This window comes from Pseudomonas fluorescens, from assembly GCF_018614655.1.
Taxonomy (GTDB): domain Bacteria; phylum Pseudomonadota; class Gammaproteobacteria; order Pseudomonadales; family Pseudomonadaceae; genus Aquipseudomonas; species Aquipseudomonas fluorescens_BX.
On the sequence record NZ_JAGGOG010000006.1, the window covers coordinates 123,495 to 140,946 of the forward strand.

At 60.9% G+C, this 17,452-nt stretch carries 14 protein-coding genes; 5 read left to right on the forward strand and 9 right to left on the reverse strand.

The window, feature by feature from the left end; all coding sequences use genetic code 11:
- The first annotated feature begins 94 nt into the window (after positions 1–94).
- From J7E41_RS09365 to J7E41_RS09375, 3 genes are read left to right on the forward strand one after another with little or no spacing between them, the layout of a single operon-like run.
- Positions 95–1,336: an exonuclease SbcCD subunit D C-terminal domain-containing protein gene (locus tag J7E41_RS09365; protein ID WP_214992003.1), complete on the forward strand. Its 1,242-nt coding sequence runs from the start codon at positions 95–97 to the stop codon at positions 1,334–1,336.
- Complete coding sequence (locus J7E41_RS09370; protein WP_214992005.1) at positions 1,333–4,971, forward strand: AAA family ATPase; 3,639 nt, start codon at positions 1,333–1,335, stop codon at positions 4,969–4,971. Before J7E41_RS09365 ends, J7E41_RS09370 begins: the two co-directional genes overlap by 4 nt.
- Positions 4,968–5,573 (forward strand): glutathione S-transferase, encoded by a 606-nt coding sequence (locus tag J7E41_RS09375; RefSeq protein ID WP_214992007.1) that lies wholly within the window; start codon positions 4,968–4,970, stop codon positions 5,571–5,573. The genes J7E41_RS09370 and J7E41_RS09375 overlap by 4 nt, the downstream gene beginning before the upstream one ends.
- Positions 5,574–5,716: 143 nt before the next feature.
- Here the strand turns inward: J7E41_RS09375 and J7E41_RS09380 are convergent, their stop codons facing one another.
- The 4 genes from J7E41_RS09380 to J7E41_RS09395 form a co-directional block, all read right to left on the reverse strand.
- A complete protein-coding gene (locus J7E41_RS09380; protein ID WP_214992009.1) occupies positions 5,717–5,923 on the reverse strand; it encodes a hypothetical protein in 207 nt (68 codons plus the stop codon).
- A 61-nt stretch (positions 5,924–5,984) separates the two neighbouring features.
- Positions 5,985–6,164, reverse strand: coding sequence for a hypothetical protein (locus J7E41_RS09385; protein WP_214992011.1), 180 nt, complete (start codon positions 6,162–6,164; stop codon positions 5,985–5,987).
- 156 nt (positions 6,165–6,320) lie between these two features.
- The gene (locus J7E41_RS09390) at positions 6,321–7,496 is read right to left on the reverse strand and encodes a lactonase family protein (RefSeq protein ID WP_214992013.1); all 1,176 of its coding nucleotides are present in this window, start codon (positions 7,494–7,496) and stop codon (positions 6,321–6,323) included.
- Positions 7,483–7,773, reverse strand: coding sequence for a DUF5629 family protein (locus J7E41_RS09395; protein WP_214992015.1), 291 nt, complete (start codon positions 7,771–7,773; stop codon positions 7,483–7,485). Before J7E41_RS09395 ends, J7E41_RS09390 begins: the two co-directional genes overlap by 14 nt.
- A 150-nt stretch (positions 7,774–7,923) precedes the next feature.
- On the opposite strand from J7E41_RS09395, the gene J7E41_RS09400 reads away from it, so the two are divergent.
- The gene (locus tag J7E41_RS09400; RefSeq protein WP_214992017.1) at positions 7,924–8,235 is read left to right on the forward strand and encodes a hypothetical protein; all 312 of its coding nucleotides are present in this window, start codon (positions 7,924–7,926) and stop codon (positions 8,233–8,235) included.
- Between the two features lie 104 nt (positions 8,236–8,339).
- Here the strand turns inward: J7E41_RS09400 and J7E41_RS09405 are convergent, their stop codons facing one another.
- The gene (locus tag J7E41_RS09405; RefSeq protein WP_214992019.1) at positions 8,340–10,715 is read right to left on the reverse strand and encodes an efflux RND transporter permease subunit; all 2,376 of its coding nucleotides are present in this window, start codon (positions 10,713–10,715) and stop codon (positions 8,340–8,342) included.
- An 18-nt stretch (positions 10,716–10,733) separates the two neighbouring features.
- The gene (locus tag J7E41_RS09410; protein ID WP_214992192.1) at positions 10,734–11,771 is read right to left on the reverse strand and encodes a WD40/YVTN/BNR-like repeat-containing protein; all 1,038 of its coding nucleotides are present in this window, start codon (positions 11,769–11,771) and stop codon (positions 10,734–10,736) included.
- Positions 11,772–12,100: 329 nt separating this feature from the next.
- Between J7E41_RS09410 and J7E41_RS09415 the strand changes: the two genes are divergently transcribed.
- On the forward strand, positions 12,101–13,216 hold the full coding sequence (locus tag J7E41_RS09415) for a Gfo/Idh/MocA family protein (RefSeq protein WP_214992020.1): 1,116 nt from the start codon (positions 12,101–12,103) through the stop codon (positions 13,214–13,216).
- 107 nt (positions 13,217–13,323) lie between these two features.
- On the opposite strand, the gene J7E41_RS09420 is transcribed toward J7E41_RS09415, so the two are convergent.
- From J7E41_RS09420 to J7E41_RS09430, 3 genes are all read right to left on the reverse strand, one after another.
- Positions 13,324–15,027 (reverse strand): AMP-binding protein, encoded by a 1,704-nt coding sequence (locus J7E41_RS09420; protein WP_214992022.1) that lies wholly within the window; start codon positions 15,025–15,027, stop codon positions 13,324–13,326.
- 31 nt (positions 15,028–15,058) lie between these two features.
- Positions 15,059–16,357 (reverse strand): acetyl-CoA C-acetyltransferase, encoded by a 1,299-nt coding sequence (locus tag J7E41_RS09425; protein WP_214992024.1) that lies wholly within the window; start codon positions 16,355–16,357, stop codon positions 15,059–15,061.
- A gap of 210 nt (positions 16,358–16,567) precedes the next feature.
- Positions 16,568–17,452 carry a MaoC/PaaZ C-terminal domain-containing protein gene (locus J7E41_RS09430; protein ID WP_214992026.1) on the reverse strand — a complete coding sequence of 295 codons (885 nt, stop codon included), beginning with the start codon at positions 17,450–17,452 and terminating at the stop codon, positions 16,568–16,570.

Sequence of the window (17,452 nt, forward strand, 5' to 3'; positions counted from 1 at the left end):
ATCTGTAACTGACCCGCCGCTATCGGGAGCAAGCCCCCTCCCACAGGTTTACAGGTAAACTTCCCTCCTTTTCATCTTCTTCACGGAGTTCGCCTTGCGTCTGTTCCACACCTCCGACTGGCACCTGGGCCAAAACCTCCACGGCCAGGAACGCGACTTCGAACACGCCTGTTTCCTCGACTGGCTACTGGGCCAACTCAAGCTGCACTGCCCCGATGTGCTGCTGATCGCCGGCGACATCTTCGACACGGTCAACCCGCCGCTCAAGGCCCAGGAACGCCTGTATGACTTCATCATCAGCGCCCACGAACAAAACCCCGCGCTGACCATTGTGATGATCGCCGGTAACCACGACTCCGGCTCACGCATCGAACTGCCCGCGCCGCTGATGCGCCGTTTGCGCACCCATGCGCTGGGCCGCGTGCTGTGGCTCGACGACGGCCAACTGGATGCCGAGCGCCTGCTGATCCCCCTGCCGAATGCCAAGGGCAAGGTCGCCGCGTGGTGCCTGGCGCTGCCGTTCCTGCGCCCGGCGGAAGTCACCGGTGCACACCTGGGCGATGATTACCTGCACGGCATCGGCCAGGTGCATGACTGGCTGATCGCAGCGGCCAACACCAAACGCAAGAAAGGCCAGGCGCTGATTGCCATCAGCCATGCGCACATGGCCGGTGGCTCAGTGTCGGAAGACTCCGAGCGCAGCCTGATCATCGGCAATGCCGAGGCGCTGCCGGCCAAACTGTTCGACAAAAGTATCGGCTATGTTGCCCTCGGCCATTTGCACAAGCCGCAAAAGGTCAATGGCGAAGAGCGCATTCGCTACAGCGGATCGCCGATTCCGCTGTCGTTTTCCGAAATTGGCTATAAGCACCAGATTCTCGACGTGACGTTCCAGGGCGAACGACTGGTCAGCGTCGAGCCGCTGCTGATTCCTCGCTCGGTCAACCTGCAACGCCTGGAAGCCGCGCCCCTGGCCGACATCCTCAAGGCCCTGGCGGACTTGCCCGATATCGACCTGCTCGCCGACACCCAGCGCCAACCCTGGCTGGAAGTTCGGGTACGCCTCGACGAGCCGCAACCTGACCTGCGCCAACAAGTGGAAAACGCCCTGCAAGGCAAGGCCGTGCGCCTGGTGCGCATCGCGGCCGAGTACGCCGGCAAACGCGGCAGCGATGCCAGCGACGAAGAACGCCTGATCGAACTCGACCAGCTCACGCCCCAGGAATTGTTCAGCCGTGCCTGGCAGGACAGCTACGGCAGTGAAGTGGATGAACAGACCTTGAAGGATTTCGCCGTGCTGCTTCAGGAAGTGCAACAGGAGGGTGAACAGCCATGAAGATCCTCGCCATCCGCCTGAAAAACCTCGCCTCCCTGGCGGGCCCGTTCGAGATCGACTTTACCGCGGAGCCCCTGGCCAGTGCCGGGTTGTTCGCGATTACCGGGCCGACCGGGGCCGGTAAAAGTACCCTGCTGGATGCCCTGTGCCTGGCGCTGTTTGGCGCGGTGCCGCGCCTGGGCGACACCGGCCAGGCGAAGTTGCCCGATGCCGACAGCGATATTTCCATTGGCGACCCGCGCACGCTGATTCGTCGCGGCACCGGCGGTGGTTATGCCGAGGTGGATTTTGTCGGCGTCAGCGGCCGTCGCTATCGCGCGCGCTGGGAAGCCAACCGTGCCCGGGACAAGGCCAGCGGCAAGCTGCAAAACAGCCGCCAGAGTTTGATTGATCTGGACAGCGAGCAACTGCTGGCTAGCCAGAAAACCGAATACAAGACCCAGCTGGAACTGGCCCTGGGCCTGAACTTCGAGCAGTTCACCCGTGCGGTGTTGTTGGCGCAAAGCGAGTTCAGCGCGTTCCTCAAGGCCAATGACAACGAGCGCAGTGAGCTACTGGAAAAGCTCACCGACACTGCGCTCTACACCCAACTGGGCCGCCGCGCCTTCGACAAAGCCAAAGACGCCAAGGAGACCCACAAGCTGCTGCAGGACCAGGCCACCGGCATCACGCCGCTGCCTGCCGAGGCTCGCGCCGAACTTGATCAGCATCTCAGCCAAGCCCAGCAGCAACTCAAGCAGCAGCAGGCCCAACTCAAGCAACTTGAGCAGCAGCACACCTGGCTCAAGGAATTGCGCGAATGGCAGGAACGCCAGCAAAACGCGACTGAGCAACTGCAGCAGGCCCAGCAGGACTGGGACGGCCAGGCCCAGCAACGACTGGACCTGAGCCGCCTGGAGCAATTGACGCCGCAACGTCATCACTTCTCACGCCTGGCTGAGCTGACCAGCCAGTTGCAGCCCTTGGCCGCACAGATTCAACAGCACCTTGAACAACAAGCCGGCCTGCTGGTGCGTCGGGATCAACTGCAACTGCAGCAGACCGATGTGCAAGCGGCCCTCGCCCAAGCCCTGAAGCAGCAAGTCGATGCTGTGCCGTTGCTGCGCCAGGCCTTCGAGACGCAAAGCACCCTCACCCACTTGACCGAAGATCTGGCGAAACGCAGCGCGGAAAAACAACTCCACGAAAGCACCTGCGTGGAAGGCCAAGCCGCCTTGAATGGCTTGCTGGACACGCAAAAGCACGTCGCCGAACGCCTGCAACGGCTCGCCGCAGAACTTGAGCGCAGCGCCACCCTCGCGCCCCTGAGCGATGCCTGGACCTACCAGCGTGAACGTCTGCAACAACTGATGTTGATCGGCAACCGCCTCAATAAAGGCCAGGCCGAACTGCCGCAATTGGAGCAACGAACCACCCGCCTCAGCGAACAATGGACCGAGCAGCGCAATACGCTGGACCTGCTGTATCACGAAGCCGGTGCCGAGCCCCACGCGGTGGCCGAGCAGATCCAGTTGCTGGGCAGCTTGCTGCAAGACAATCGCAAGCAACAGCGCGCCTTTGAAGAGGTGGCGCGGCTGTGGAGCAGTTACCAGGGGTTGGAGAAACGGGCAAACGACTTGAGTGCCAAACAACAGGCCGCCAAGGAGCAACGCGAGGCGTTCAACCGAACAGGTATTCAAGCCAAGGCCGAGCTTGCCGTCGCGGAGCAAACCCTGACGGTCATCCAGCAACTGTTGGAGCGCCAACGCCTGGCCCGTGACGTCAACGTACAAACATTGCGCGAACAACTGGAATCCGATCAACCCTGCCCAGTCTGTGGCAGTGTCGACCATCCGTATCATGCCTCTGACGTGTTGCTGAACAGCCTTGAACGTCACGACGAGGATGAAGTGGCCAACGCCCGCAAATCGGTGGAGGTGCTAAAGGAAAAAGTAGATGCGCTGCGCACGGAGCTGGGTGAGCTGATCGCCCAGCAAAAAGAGCTTTTACGCCAGCAACAAGAAGTGGCAACCGAACAACAGGCATTGGCACCGATCCTTGAGGCGCACCCGCAGTCCATTGCGCTGCTCAACCAGGACACTACCCAGCGCGATGCCTGGCTGACCCAACAACTGAGCCAGCTCAATCAAAGCATCACCCAGGACGAACAGCGCCAAGGCGCCCTGCTCAACCTGCAACAAAACGCCGGGCGCCTGCAGCAACAACTGCAAGCAGCCCAAGACGCCAGCCAGCAGGCCCGCCAGCAACTGATCGACCAGCAACGAGAACTGGCCAACGACCGTGAACGCCTGGACGAAGAACTCAACGCCTTCGCCAGTCTCTTGCCTGCCCAAACGCTGGAAGGTCTGCGCAGCGAACCGGCGGCGACCTTCATGCTGCTCGACCAACACGTCAGTCAGCGCCTGGAGCAACTGGCACACCAGCGTGAGGAGCTCACCGAGCAACAACAGCGCCAGCAAGTTATCGAGAAAGAACAGGACCGCCAGCAACATCGCCAGCAGCAACTGGAGCTGCTGCTACAGCAGTTTGCCGAGTTGACCGCGCGGCAACAGGCGGCCAAGGAACAACTCTCCGGGCTGTTGAGCCACTACTCCAGCGCCGAACACTGGCAGCAGCAGTTGGATCAGGCCGTCGAGCACGCTCGACAGAGCGAGGCCCAGGCCAACCAGCAGTTGCAGGACACCCGCAACGAACTGATCCAACTGGCCGCCGATCTCAAGGCCCAACAGGACCGTCAACACGCCCTGGAAACCGAACAACAGGTATTGAACAGCCGCATCAGCGAATGGCGCGCCTTGCACCCGGAACTGGACGATGATGGCCTGGCACGATTGCTGGCCATCGACGAACCGCAGTTGGGGCAACTCAGGCAGCAGCTGCAATTGAGTGAAAAGGCCGTCGAACAGGCCAAGGTCTTGCTGCAAGAACGCGAACAGCGGCTCAAGGATCACCAGGCCCTGCACAATGGCAACCTCGACGCCGAGCAACTGGACAGCGCCTTGGCCGAACTCAACAACCAACTGGCCAGCGGCGAAAAACACTGTGCCGAACTGCGCGCGCAACAAGCCGAAGACCAACGTCGGCAGAACGCCAACCAGGCCTTGGCCGATCAGATCGCCAAGGCCTACGACGAGTGGCAGCGCTGGGCACGGCTCGACGCGCTGATCGGTTCGGCCACGGGCGACAAGTTCCGCAAATTTGCCCAGGCCTACAACCTTGACCTGCTGGTGCACCACGCCAACGTGCAACTGCGCCAACTGGTGCGTCGCTACCGCCTCAAGCGCGGCGGCAGCATGCTCGGGCTGCTGGTGATGGACACGGAAATGGGCGATGAACTGCGCTCGGTGCATTCGTTGTCCGGCGGCGAGACATTCCTGGTGTCCCTGGCATTGGCCTTGGGCCTGGCGTCGATGGCGTCGAGCACGTTGAAGATCGAATCGTTGTTTATCGACGAAGGGTTTGGCAGCCTCGACCCCGAGTCGCTGCAACTGGCGATGGACGCCCTGGATGGCTTGCAGGCCCAAGGTCGCAAGGTCGCGGTGATCTCCCACGTGCAGGAAATGCACGAACGGATCCCGGTGCAGATCCAGGTCAAGCGCCAGGGCAATGGTTTGAGCACACTGGAGGTTAAATGAGCCAGGCCCTGCTGTATTCGTTTCGCCGCTGCCCCTACGCCATGCGGGCACGCATGGCGCTGCGGTATTCAGGGGCGACGGTGCAGATTATTGAGGTCAGTCTCAAGGCCAAGCCCGCCGAAATGCTGGCGCTGTCGCCCAAGGGCACGGTGCCGGTGTTAAGCGTGGATGGCCAGGTGATCGAGGAGAGTCTGGCGATCATGGACTGGGCCCTGGCACAGAATGATCCCGAGGATTGGTTGCTCAAGCATGACCCGGCGGCGCGGGCGCTGATGGCTGGGTTGATTGAACAGAACGATCAGGCATTCAAGGTGCACTTGAATCGCTACAAGTACGCCGAGCGCTACCCGGAGCAGCCGATGGCGCATTATCGGGCCGAGGGTGAGGTGTTTTTGCACAGGCTGGATGAACTGCTGGCTGAGCGGGATTACTTGCTGGCCGATCACTTGAGCCTGGCAGACGTGGCTTTGGCACCGTTTGTGCGGCAGTTTGCCCATGTCGATCGGGAGTGGTTTGCGGGTACGCCGTATCGGCGCTTGCAGGCCTGGTTGCAGCGTTTTCTGGAGTCCGAGCTGTTTACAGGGGTCATGGAAAAACCGTAGGCGCTGCCGAGGTACGAGGCTGCGATCGGCTGCGTAGCAGTCGTAAACTTGGCGACTCGGTCTAAATGAAACACCTTGCTGAATGATTTTACGGCCGCTGCGCAGCCGATCGCAGCCTCGTGCCTCGGCAGCGGCGACAGAGATCAGAGCGCAGTCACGACGTTATGAACCACTTCACCTGTGCGCTGTGCCTGATGCTCAAACTGAACCCCCGGATACGCCACTTGAATCGGCGGCTGGGCGGCGGGTTGGCTGAAGGTTGCGAGCGTGACCAGCAATACCATCGCGGCGTAGACGCCGATGGCGATGTAAGCGCCGTGTTTGGCGGAGGTCAAGAGGGCTCTGGCCATGGGAGGCTCCTTAAACGTTGACACCGGGTCGATGCATGATCAACCCCGTGTCAATTAACGCTCAGTGTTGAACCTTGTGGTCCAGAGCGGCATAGAAGTTGGCACTTTGTTGCAGGTACTTCTGGGTGTAGGCGCTGGTGCTGGATTTTTTGCTGCTGATTTCCACATTGGCGCTGGCAGGCAGGACCACAGAAGCAGAAACAGCGGAAGCGGCGATGATCGAGAAGAGATTGAAGTTCATGTCGGTAACCCTTGTGTTCGGTTGGCTGGTTGGCCTGTGAAGGCCTTGAAGCAAACTTACGCCCGGGGGGCTTACCGGTAGAAATTCATTGAAACAGTAGCTGTTATCACTGGCATTAATAGAAGGAGTCAGGCCCCGCGTTGCGGGGCCTGTGGCTTATTGCCGCAGCAGAAACTTGAGATCGCTGGGAGCATCAATCGGCAATGTCTGCACGGTTTCGCCCAGCAGGCCGGTCTTGGCGTCGCGCTCGACTACCACGATCTGGTTACTCTTCTGGTTGGCAATCAGCAGGAACTTGCCGCTCGGGTCCAGGGCGAACTCACGGGGATGATCGCCTTCCACTGAGCGCCGCTGGATCTCCTTCAATTGCGCGGTGGCGGGGTCGATGGCGAAGACCAGCATCTGGTTGGCGGTGCCGCGGTTGCTGACGTAGAGGAACTTGCCGTCGTTTGAGGCATGCAACGCCGCGCCGGCCTTGTCGGACACCGGTTGCCCGGCGGCAAAGTCCACCAGTTGGCGCTGGACCAGCTTGCCGTCCTGATAATCGAACACCGCAACCTGCGCGCTCATCTCGGTGGTCAGCCAGGCATGCTTGCCGTCAGCGCTGAACAGCAGGTGGCGCGGGCCGCTGCCCGGGGGCAACTGCACGAAGGATGGATCAGCCGGGGTCAGCGGCAGTTCGTGGTTGGCCTTGGGGTCGTAGTGGTAGACAAAGATCTTGTCCGCCCCCAGATCGTTGGCAAACACGTACTTGCCGTCCGGCGAGGACACCACCGAATGCACATGGTTGGAGGCCTGGCGCTCGGGGTTGACCCGGCTGGCCGGGTGCCCGCTCAGTTGCACAGGCGGTGACAACTTGCCCTCGGCGTCCACCGGCAGGATCGCCAGGCTACCGCCCGGATCTTCCAATACCGAATAGTTGGCGACAAACAGGTAACGTCCATCGGCGGCCAGGCTGGAGTGGGTAGGCTCATTACCCAGGCTTTGTACCTGGTTGATCAGCGTCAGTTGGTGATTGGCGGGGTCAACGCTGTAGCTGCTGACACGCCCCACCGGGTCCTTCTGGCCAGGACCGTTTTCATTGACCACGAACAGGCGTTTCTGGTCTTTGGACAAGGTCAGCCAGGACGGGTTTTCCGTCTTGGCGGCCAGTACCGGCTTGCCACTGAACTGACCGGTACGGCTGTCGAACTGCAGGCGGTAGATCCCTTCGCTGGCGCCGGCGGTGTAGGTACCCACCAACAGCTCAAAGGTATCGACCGGCGCTGCCTGTACCGACATCGCGCCGACACTGCCAGCCATCAGCAGCGGCCAGAATTTACGCATCATCATGCTCATCTTCCTCGTCGTTATTGTTGCCGGTGAAGGCGCTCATGCACACCAGGCGGTGTTCGCCTGAATCACCGGTGAGGGTCCAGCTTTTCAGCGTTTCGTCAAAGATCGCCGCCGCCACCTGCTCCGGCGTGAAAGACCAACGTTTCTCGGCCCGGCCGTCCATGCAGATGATCAGCAGTTTTTGGTCGTCGAAGGTGAAATCAAAGGCATGCAGGCCATCAATTTCGAGCATATCGCTGGTTTCAAGTGCAGTAGGCAGGCTGGCGGCAGTCATCAGAATCATTCATCAAATAGGAAAACGCTGATGATAGGCCAATCCGCCGTGTGCGTCGTGTCGCGATAACGGGCTACCGCATCCGGCCAGCACAGGCTTGCCATTCTGAGGGGGAACTTAACCCTTTACTCCCACAGAACGGAAACCGTCATGCCGGAAATCTCATCAGCCCAGTCGCCTGGCCCACTGCTTTTGCCCCATCACAGCGACACCCTGGCCCAGGCCATCGCCCATCAATTTGCCAACCGCCCGACCTTGCGCCAAGTGGTCGCACAACAGCTGCGCGAGCGCATCCAGGAACACTACCCACCCCTGGCCCTGGATATGCGCTCACTCAACGGCAAGGACCCGGTGCTGCTGTGCAGCCCACAGGGTGATATCGAGACGTTCGTATCGATGGATGCGCTGGTTCCTGCCTTTGGCGCCGTGATACGAAACCCTGTGAAACATCATCCACTGTAGGAGCGAGCTTGCTCGCGAAGAACGCACAGGCACCGCGTTCACCCTGGATACCCGCGTTATCGTTAACGTTCCTCGCGAGCTCGCTCCTACAGGTTGTTTGCCGTTTAGTGGGCAAACAGCGAGTTGCCTTTCTGCCCCGCCAGCTTCTCGGGCTTGATCAGGAACCGCGCCAGGGCCGGCAACAGCCACAGTGCGCCAAACATGTTCCACAACAACATGAAGGTCAGCATCAGGCCCATGTCGGCCTGGAACTTGATGGCCGAGAAAATCCAGGTCGCCACGCCAATCGCCAGACACAAGCCGGTGAACAGCACGGCTTTACCGGTGGACTTGAGCGTCTGGTAATAAGCCTCTTGCAGCGGCAAACCAGCCCGCAGGAAACTCTCCAGACGGCTGTAGATGTAGATGCCGTAGTCGACACCAATCCCCACCCCCAGCGCCACCACCGGCAAGGTCGCGACCTTGACGCCAATGCCCATGAATGCCATCAGCGCGTTGCCCAGCACCGAGGTCAACACCAGCGGCAGCACGATGCACAAGGTCGCCGCCCACGAACGGAAGGTGATCATGCACATGGTCGCCACACACAGGTAGACCAGGATCAGGATGGTCAGCTCCGACTCCTTGATCACCTCGTTGGTGGCGGCTTCGATCCCGGCGTTACCGGCGGCGAGGATGAATTCCAGGCCGTCCTTGTTGTTTTCCTTGGCGAACTCTTGCACCGCGTGCACGGCGCGGTCGAGGGTTTCGGCCTTGTGGTCGTTGAGGAACACCAGCACCGGCGCCAGGGAGCAATTGTTGTTGTACAGACCGTCGGCGCGGGCGATGGAGTTATTCAGCACATCGGGGTTACGCGACAAGGTTTCCCATTTCAGGTTGCCCTCGTTCATGCCCTTGATCATCTGCTTGGACACGGTCACCAACGAGATGGCCGACTGCACGCCCTCGGTGTTCTGCATTTTCCACATCAACTGGTCGATGGGCGCCATGGCTTCATAGCGCGAGCAGCCCTCGGACTTGGTCTTGACCATCACCACCAGCACGTCGGAGCTGGTGGAGTAATTGTTGATGATGAAGGTGTTGTCCTTGTTGTAGCGCGAGTCAGGACGCAGTTCCGGCGCGCCCTGGTCAAGGTCGCCGATTTTCAGGTTCTGGCTGTACCAGAGGCCGCCGCCGAAGGCGATCAGCGCGAGGAAAATCGAGACGGGTGCGACTTTGGGGCTGGCGAATTTCGACAGCAGACGCCAGAAAGCATGCTCGCGGGTCGCGTCCTTCTTGCTGCGCTCGATGGCGCGCTTGCTGATGCCGACATAGGAAATCGCCACCGGCAGCAGAATCAGGTTGGTAAACACGATGACCGCCACACCCACCGAGGCGCCGATGGCCAATTCGCGGATCACACCGATGTCGATGATCAGCAAGGTGATAAAGCCCACCGCGTCGGCAAGGATCGCGATCATCCCAGGCAAAAACAGCTGGCGGAAAGTACGGCGGGCGGCGGTCAGGGCGTTATCGGCATCACTGGATTGCAGGGCGATGCCGTTGATCTTCTGCACCCCGTGGGAAATGCCGATGGCGAAGATCAGGAACGGCACCAGCATCGAGTAAGGATCCAGCCCGAAACCCAGGGCATGCATCAACCCCAGTTGCCAGACCACCGCCACCAGCGTGGTAATCAACACCGCAATGGTGCTGCGGATGCACCAGGTGAACCAGTACAACAGCACCAAGGTGATGACAAAGGCGATGCCGAAGAACAGCACCACCATGATCAGGCCATCGATCAGGTCGCCGACTTTCTTGGCGAAACCGACGATATGGATCTGCACGTTGGGGTTCTGGGCCTGGAACTTGCTGCGGATCTTGTCTTCAAGCTCGTGGGAAAATTTCTGGTAGTCCAGGGCCAGCAACTTGCCCTGGTCTTGCGGGTCCGGGTAGGACTCCAGCAGCGGGATATCGACAATGCTCGACTTGAAGTCGTTGGACACCAACCGCCCGACCTGCCCGGACTTGAGCACGTTGTTGCGCAACTGGTCGAGGCTTTCCGGGGAGCCGTTGTAGCTTTGCGGGATCACTTCGCCGCCGGCAAAACCTTCTTCGGTCACCTCAGTCCAGCGCACGCTGGGGCTCCACAAGGACTTGAGGCCAGAGCGATCAACGCCGGAGATGTAGAACACCTCGTCGTTGATCTGGCGCAGGGTCTCCATGTAGTCCTTCGTGAAGATGTCGCCATCCTTGGCCTCCACCGAGATCCGCACCGTGTTGCCCAGGTTCGCCAGGTCGTTACGGTGCTCCATCATCTTCTCGATGAAGGGATGTTTGAGGGGGATCATTTTTTCGAAGCTGGTAGATGGCCGGATCAGCGTCGCCTGCCAGAACAGAAACACGCTGACCAGCAGGCAGATGACGATCACTGCCGGGCGGTTGTTGAAAATCAGGCGCTCGAGAAACGTCGCCTTGTCGTTGTGATGACTACTCATTTGATCCCCGCCTTCTTATTATTTTGAGAGCTCGGCACCGGCTGGCGTGGCGACACGAACGCCACCCTGCCCCACCAGAATCAAGTTGCCGTTGCCCGCCGCCGTGACCGCCGATAACGAAATACGGTCCGCACGATTGAATACGCTGAAGGTCAGGCCATCGTCGTGGCTCACTACCACGCTGCCGCCGTTACCGACCACCACCAGGGAACCATCATCGAGCAGGGTCGCCCCTGACAAACCGAACTCCAGGGCACCACGGGCGGCATTCAACTCCACCGGAGCCCAGGTGCTGCCGAAATCCGTGGAGCGAAACAGGTTGCCGCGCAGGCCGTAGGCCAACAGGGTCTTGGGCTGCGCAGTGCCGATCACACCGAACAACGAACCCTCGTAGGGACCTTCGAGTTTTTCCCAGGTTTGCCCGTCGTCGCCGGAGCGGAACATGCTGCCCTGCTCGCCGACGATAAACAGGCCGGCGTCTTTCACGTAGGCGATGGCGTTGAGGTGGTATTGGTCTTCGTTGTCCAGGCGATCGCTGACGTCGTCCCAGGTCTTGCCGCCGTCGGTGGTTTCGATCAGCGCACCGTAGGCGCCCACGGCAAAACCGTTGCTGGCGTCCTTGAACCACACGTCCAACAGCGGTGCTTCGCGCTTGAGGTCTTGAAATTGTTGGGTCCAGGTCGCACCGCCATCGGTACTGGCGAGAATCTGCGCGTCATGGCCCACGGCCCAACCTTGTTTGTCATCGACAAAAAACACGGCGGTGAGCAGTTGGCGGGTGGGGACCTTGGCCTGGGTCCAAGTTGCGCCCTGGTCATCGGAATAGAGGATGTGCCCGCGATCACCGACGGCCACCAGGCGCTTGCCAGCATGGACCACGTCGATCATCAGGCTTTTGGCGGCCTTGACCGATTCAATGGCAAATACCGCCGGTGCGGCGGTATCGCCAGCGGCATGGGCCGGTATCGACAACGCGAAAGCCCCCAGCAGCGAGAGCGCTGTGGCCAGCAACGCGACCCTGCGCGCGGCTCGCGGGCGGCAAACCACCCCACCCATGACAGGCTCACTCATAGACCTTTCTCCCATTTATTATTGTTAGGTCGTCTTGCTGCCCAAGGCTTCTATGGGCCAGGACAGCGTCCTGAAACCTGCAATCTAGAGCCCCTTGGGGAAGCAGGGCCATCCTATCGGGCTTTGGAATCGTCTGACAATCAGCGCTACGTTATGTTTTGTTAACTAAAGGCCGTGCACGTGCGGGCTGAATGTAGCGGTATTCGCCGGGATGATCCCTCTCGCTAATGAATTTTTATTCCATCTATTGAATTAAGGGAATTTTTATTCCATAAATAGCCTTCCTGAAAACAATAATCCAAAGGACCATGGCTATGCGCGAACTCGGAATCGGCCTGATCGGCACGGGCTTTATGGGCCGTGCCCACGCCCTGGCCTTCAACAATGCCCGGGCGGTGTTTGAACTGCCGGTGAACCTCAAGCTGGCCGCCCTGGCCGATGCCGACACTGAGCGTGCCCAGCGCTGCGCCACCGCCTGGGGATTTGCCCAGGCTCATGGCGATTGGCAGCAGTTGATCGACGATCCCAAGGTCGACCTCGTCGCCATCACCACCCCCAATCACTTGCACTACCCCATGGCCATGGCGGCCCTGGCAGCGGGTAAGGCGGTGTATTGCGAAAAACCCCTGGCGATCAGCCTGGAGCAAGCCGATGCCATGCGCCGTGCCGCCAGTACGGCCGGGGTGGTGACGCGGGTCGGTTACAACTACCAGCACAACCCGATGATCGGCCTGGCGCGGCAAATGATCGACAACGGCGAGTTGGGCGAGATCATCAGCTTCCAGGGTGAGTTCAGTGAAGATTTCATGGCCGATCCAACGTCGCCCTGGTCATGGCGCTGCGAAGTGGGACATGCCGGTGGTGCCTTGGCGGACTTGGGCAGTCATCTGTTGTCCATGGCGCGCTTTCTGGTGGGGGATGTGCAGAGTGTCTGCGCCGATACCCAGACCGTTCACCGCCATCGCCCTGCCACGCCTGGCGGCACGGAACTGCGGGAGATCGCCGTGGACGATCAGGTGCATGCCTTGTTGCGCTTTGCCAACGGCGCGCGCGGCACGGTCAGCAGCAGTTGGCTCAAGCATGGGTACAAGAACCACCTGAGTTTTGAAATCAGCGGCACCCAAGGAACACTCGTATTTGATCAGGAGCGGTTGAATGAGCTGCGGCTGTTTCGTGCAGGCCAGGATGGCTTCCAGCGCTTGCTGGCCGGCCCCGCCCTGCCCGGCTATGCGGCGTTCAGCCCGGCTGCTGGGCATCAATTGGGGTACAACGAGCTCAAGACGCTGGAGGTGCAAGAGTTGATCATGGCGCTGGCCGGCCAGGGTACGGACGGCACCGACTTTGAAGCAGCGTGGCAGGTTGAGCGGCTGGCAACGGCGATTCGCGTGGCGGCGCGGGAAGAGCGTTGGGTCAGGATTGATGAGGTCTGAAGCCCAGCGATGATCCAATGTGGGAGTTGCTTGTGTGGGAGCGGGCTTGCTCGCTCCCACACAAGCCCGCCCACATTGAGAACTCGGTGTTTGATAGATCGATGCTGTTAGCGCAACGCCCTGCGCAGCACCTTGCCCACCGTGGTCTTGGGCAATTCGAGGGTGCGGAACTCCACGTACCGCGGCACCTTGTACCCCGTCAGGTATTCCCGGCAGTGGGCGAGGATTTGTTCTTGGGTCAGGCTCGGGTCCTTGCGCACCACGATGATTTTCACCCGTTCACCCGTGACGCCATCTTCCACGCCAATCGCCGCCACTTCCCCAACCCCCGGATGCAGCGCCACCACGTCTTCAATCTCATTGGGGTACACGTTGAAGCCCGAGACCAGGATCATGTCCTTTTTGCGATCCACCAGGCGGATGTAACCCTGCTCGTTCATCACCCCGATATCGCCGGTGGACAACCAGCCCTCGGCATCCAGCACCTCGGCGGTTTCCGCAGGCCGTTGCCAGTAACCCTGCATCACCTGCGGGCCGCGCACCTGCAATTCACCTTGCTCGCCGACCTCCGCCAGTTCGCCGTCTTCGCGGATAAACCGTACCCAGGTCGACGGCAACGGCACGCCGATGCTGCCGGTGAACTCCATGTCACGCATCCGTGAGATATCGATGGGGCTGATGCTCACCACCGGCGAGCACTCCGTCAGGCCGTAGCCTTCGATAATCGGCAGCCCGGTGACCTCCTTCCAGCGCTTGGCCACGGCTGTGTGGGTGGCCATGCCGCCGGCAATCACCATCCGCAGGTCGGAGAAATCCCGCGCGCAGAATTCCTTGTTTTCCAGCAGGCCGTTGAACAACGTATTGACGCCGGCAATGCCGTTGAAGCGCTCTTTGCGCAGGATCATCTGCACCCGTTTCACGTCCCGAGGGTTGGCGATCAAAATGTTGCGCCCGCCCAGGTACATGAACATCAGGCAATTCACCGTCAGGGAAAAGATGTGGTAGAGCGGCAACAGGGTGACGTTGGTTTCCTGTTTGTCCTGATCCAATTGATCACCCACCCAGGCCTTGGCCTGCAGCAGGTTGGCGATGATATTGCGATGGCTGAGCATCACGCCCTTGGCGTCGCCGGTGGTGCCGCCGGTGTATTGCAGGAAGGCCAGGTCTTCGCGATCCATCGCCACCGGAAGGTAGGTCAAGCCCCGCCCCTGTCTGAGCACCGTGTTGAAGCGCACCGCGCCCGGCAGGTTGAAGCTCGGCACTTGTTTCTGCACGCTGCGCAGAATGAAGTTCATCGCCGCACCCTTGAAGGTGCCGAGCAAGTCGCCAATGGCTGCCACCACCACGCGCTTGACCGTACTGGTGGCCACGACCTTTTCCAGGGTGTGGGCGAAGTTCTCGAAGATCACCAGGGTTTCGGCGCCGCTGTCCTTGAGCAAATGCTGGAGTTCGCGGGCGGTGTACAGCGGGTTGACGTTGACCACCACCGCGCCGGCCAGGATCGTGCCCAGCAGGCAGATCGGGTACTGCAAGCAGTTGGGCATCATCAGCGCCACCCGGTCGCCCTTTTTCACGCCCTGAGCCTGCAACCAGGCCGCAAACGCAATGCCCTGCACCTGCCAGTCGGCGTAGGTCATCTCGGTGCCGATGCTGACGTAAGCCACGCGCTCACGAAATTTTTGCAGGTGCTCCAGGAACACCTCGCGCAAGGACGGATAGTCCTCGATCCCGGCCTCGATATCCGCTGGCACACCGGGCAGATAGGCGTCCAACCAGATGCGTTCTGTTTGTTCCAGGCTTACAGCGTTCATGGCAGTCTCCTTGTTGTTGTTTTTGGTAGAGCTACTTTTCGACAATGGCCGTGATGCCCAATCCACCGGCGGCGCAAATCGAAATCAAGCCTCGACCGCCGCCCCGCTGATGGATCATCTTGGCCAACGCCGCCAGTTGCCGGCCACCGGTGGCGGCGAATGGGTGACCGCAGCCCAGGGACCCACCGTTGACGTTCATCCTGGCGCGATCAATCACGCCCAAGGGCGCGTCCAGGCCCAGGCGTTCGCGGCAATAATCAGCGTTTTCCCAGGCCTTGAGCGTACACAACACCTGGGCGGCGAAGGCTTCGTGGATCTCGAAGAAATCAAAGTCGGCGAAACTCAGGCCTTCGCGCTTGAGCATCCTTGACACCGCGTAGGCCGGGGCCATCAGCAAGCCTTCGCTGCCGTCGACAAAATTGACCGCGGCTGTCTCGCCGGTACGCAGGTAGGCCAGCACTGGCAAGCCTCGTTCGGCGGCCCACGCCTCGCTGGCCAACAGCACTACCGAGGCACCGTCGGTCAATGGTGTGGAATTGCCCGCCGTGAGCGTGCCATTTTGACGGTCGTAGGCCGGGGACAGGCCGGCAAGCTTTTCCAGGCTGGTGTCGGCCCGCAGGTTGTTGTCCCGAGCCAGGCCGCGGTAAGGGCTGATCAGGTCGTCGAAGAAACCACGCTGATAGGCTGCATCCAGTCGCTGGTGGCTGGTGAGGGTCAATTCGTCCTGGGCCAGACGCTTGATCTGCCAGCGCTTGGCCATTTCTTCACAGTGCTCGCCCATGGACAGGCCGGTACGCGGTTCGCCATTGCGCGGCAATAGCGGCTTGAAAAACATCGACGGGCGCACGCTCAACAAGCTGCGCAATTTAGCGCCGGTGCCCTTGGCACGGTTGGCCGAAAGCAAAGTGCGGCGCAGGGATTCATTGATACCGATCGGCGCATCGGAGGTGGTGTCGGCGCCCCCGGCAATGCCCACTTCGATCTGGCCAAGGGCGATTTTGTTGGCCACCAGCAAGGCCGCTTCCAGGCCGGTACCGCAGGCTTGCTGCAGGTCGTAGGCCGGGGTTTCGGGGGACAGCGTGGTAGACAGCAGGCTTTCCCGGGCCAGGTTGAAATCCCGGGAATGCTTAATCACCGCTCCGGCGGCGAACTCACCGAGACGCTGGCCGTGGAGGTTGTAGCGGTCCACCAGACCTTGCAAGGCGGCGACCAGCAGGCCCTGGTTGCTGTCATGGGCGTACACCGTGTTGGAGCGGGCAAACGGAATGCGGTTACCGCCGATAATCGCAACGCGACGGGTCGGCGCGGGATTGAAGCTGTAGTCACTCATGGATGGCTCTCATTTTGGAAATCAATACGTAGCCCTCGTCAACGTCGTCATCGTCATGTCGTCGTAGCAGCTGTCGAGCGCCAGCGAGGCTGCGTATGGCCGCACCGCTGCCATTGCGCCGGGCGCTGAAACCGAGTTGCTCCTGTACGCAGCCTCGCTGGCGCTCGGCAGCTGCTACGGGGGTTACGGGGGTTACGGGGCGGGTGACTGTCATCTGGCAGTCCAGATAAACAGGCCGCGCATATGGGGTTTGTCACCCGCAAAATTACGTACTTCAAACTCGCGGCGCGGGCCGGTCGCCGGGGCATTCCACAGTGCAACCTGGCCGGGCAGGAAGATCGGCAGTTTGAAATCGCAATGGGCCTGAGCGATGTCCAGCCCACCCGGCGGTTGCTGGGCCGCCAGCGCGCGACCGAGGGTCCACATGCCGTGGGCGATGGCCCGGCGAAAGCCGAACAAGCGGGCGCCGATCACCGAGGTGTGAATCGGGTTGTAGTCACCGCAAACCCTGGCAAACCGTCGCCCCAGATCAGCCGGCAACACCCAGCGCTGGGTGCGGGCCAGGCCTTGCGTCTCCAGCGGCAAGGCATCCCCCCAGGGCTCGCCCACCGGTGAGGCAATATCACGGCGCAAATACAGGCTGTCGCTCTCCCACACCAATGCGCCTGCGCTGTAGGCGCGGGTGGCGATGCTCAGGGCCTGGCCCTTGGGATGGGCGACCCAACGTTCGCAATACACCTCCAAACGCAGGGCCTGGCCCTCCTCCAGCCGCTGATGCTGACGAATGCGATTGGCCAGGTGCACCATGCCGCTGGCCGGGTATGGAAAGCTCGGATGGGTCAGCAACATCAAGTGCAGCGGGAACGCCAGCATATGGGGATAGGACAGCGGCACTCCTTGCTCACGGCGAAAACCACAGGCCCGGCCGTAAGCGGCGATACCGGCGGTGGACAACTCCACCGCCGAGCGCACCAGCCGCTCCTTGGGCAACGTCGGTGGGCCGTCAAGCTTGGGTTTGCGCAAGGCCCGCACCCCACTCCACAACAGTTGGTTGCGGGACGGCGGCGGGTCGATAATCTGCGTCACATAATCCAT

Bases quoted from the DNA above. Each gene is read 5' to 3' on its own strand.
- J7E41_RS09370 (WP_214992005.1), top strand. From the start codon at position 1,333: ATGAAGATCCTCGCCATCCGCCTGAAAAACCTCGCCTCCCTGGCGGGC.
- J7E41_RS09375 (WP_214992007.1), top strand. From the start codon at position 4,968: ATGAGCCAGGCCCTGCTGTATTCGTTTCGCCGCTGCCCCTACGCCATG.
- J7E41_RS09380 (WP_214992009.1), bottom strand. From the start codon at position 5,923: ATGGCCAGAGCCCTCTTGACCTCCGCCAAACACGGCGCTTACATCGCC.
- J7E41_RS09385 (WP_214992011.1), bottom strand. From the start codon at position 6,164: ATGAACTTCAATCTCTTCTCGATCATCGCCGCTTCCGCTGTTTCTGCT.
- J7E41_RS09390 (WP_214992013.1), bottom strand. From the start codon at position 7,496: ATGATGATGCGTAAATTCTGGCCGCTGCTGATGGCTGGCAGTGTCGGC.
- J7E41_RS09395 (WP_214992015.1), bottom strand. From the start codon at position 7,773: ATGACTGCCGCCAGCCTGCCTACTGCACTTGAAACCAGCGATATGCTC.
- J7E41_RS09400 (WP_214992017.1), top strand. From the start codon at position 7,924: ATGCCGGAAATCTCATCAGCCCAGTCGCCTGGCCCACTGCTTTTGCCC.
- J7E41_RS09405 (WP_214992019.1), bottom strand. From the start codon at position 10,715: ATGAGTAGTCATCACAACGACAAGGCGACGTTTCTCGAGCGCCTGATT.
- J7E41_RS09410 (WP_214992192.1), bottom strand. From the start codon at position 11,771: ATGGGTGGGGTGGTTTGCCGCCCGCGAGCCGCGCGCAGGGTCGCGTTG.
- J7E41_RS09415 (WP_214992020.1), top strand. From the start codon at position 12,101: ATGCGCGAACTCGGAATCGGCCTGATCGGCACGGGCTTTATGGGCCGT.
- J7E41_RS09420 (WP_214992022.1), bottom strand. From the start codon at position 15,027: ATGAACGCTGTAAGCCTGGAACAAACAGAACGCATCTGGTTGGACGCC.
- J7E41_RS09425 (WP_214992024.1), bottom strand. From the start codon at position 16,357: ATGAGTGACTACAGCTTCAATCCCGCGCCGACCCGTCGCGTTGCGATT.
- J7E41_RS09430 (WP_214992026.1), bottom strand. From the start codon at position 17,452: ATGGATTATGTGACGCAGATTATCGACCCGCCGCCGTCCCGCAACCAA.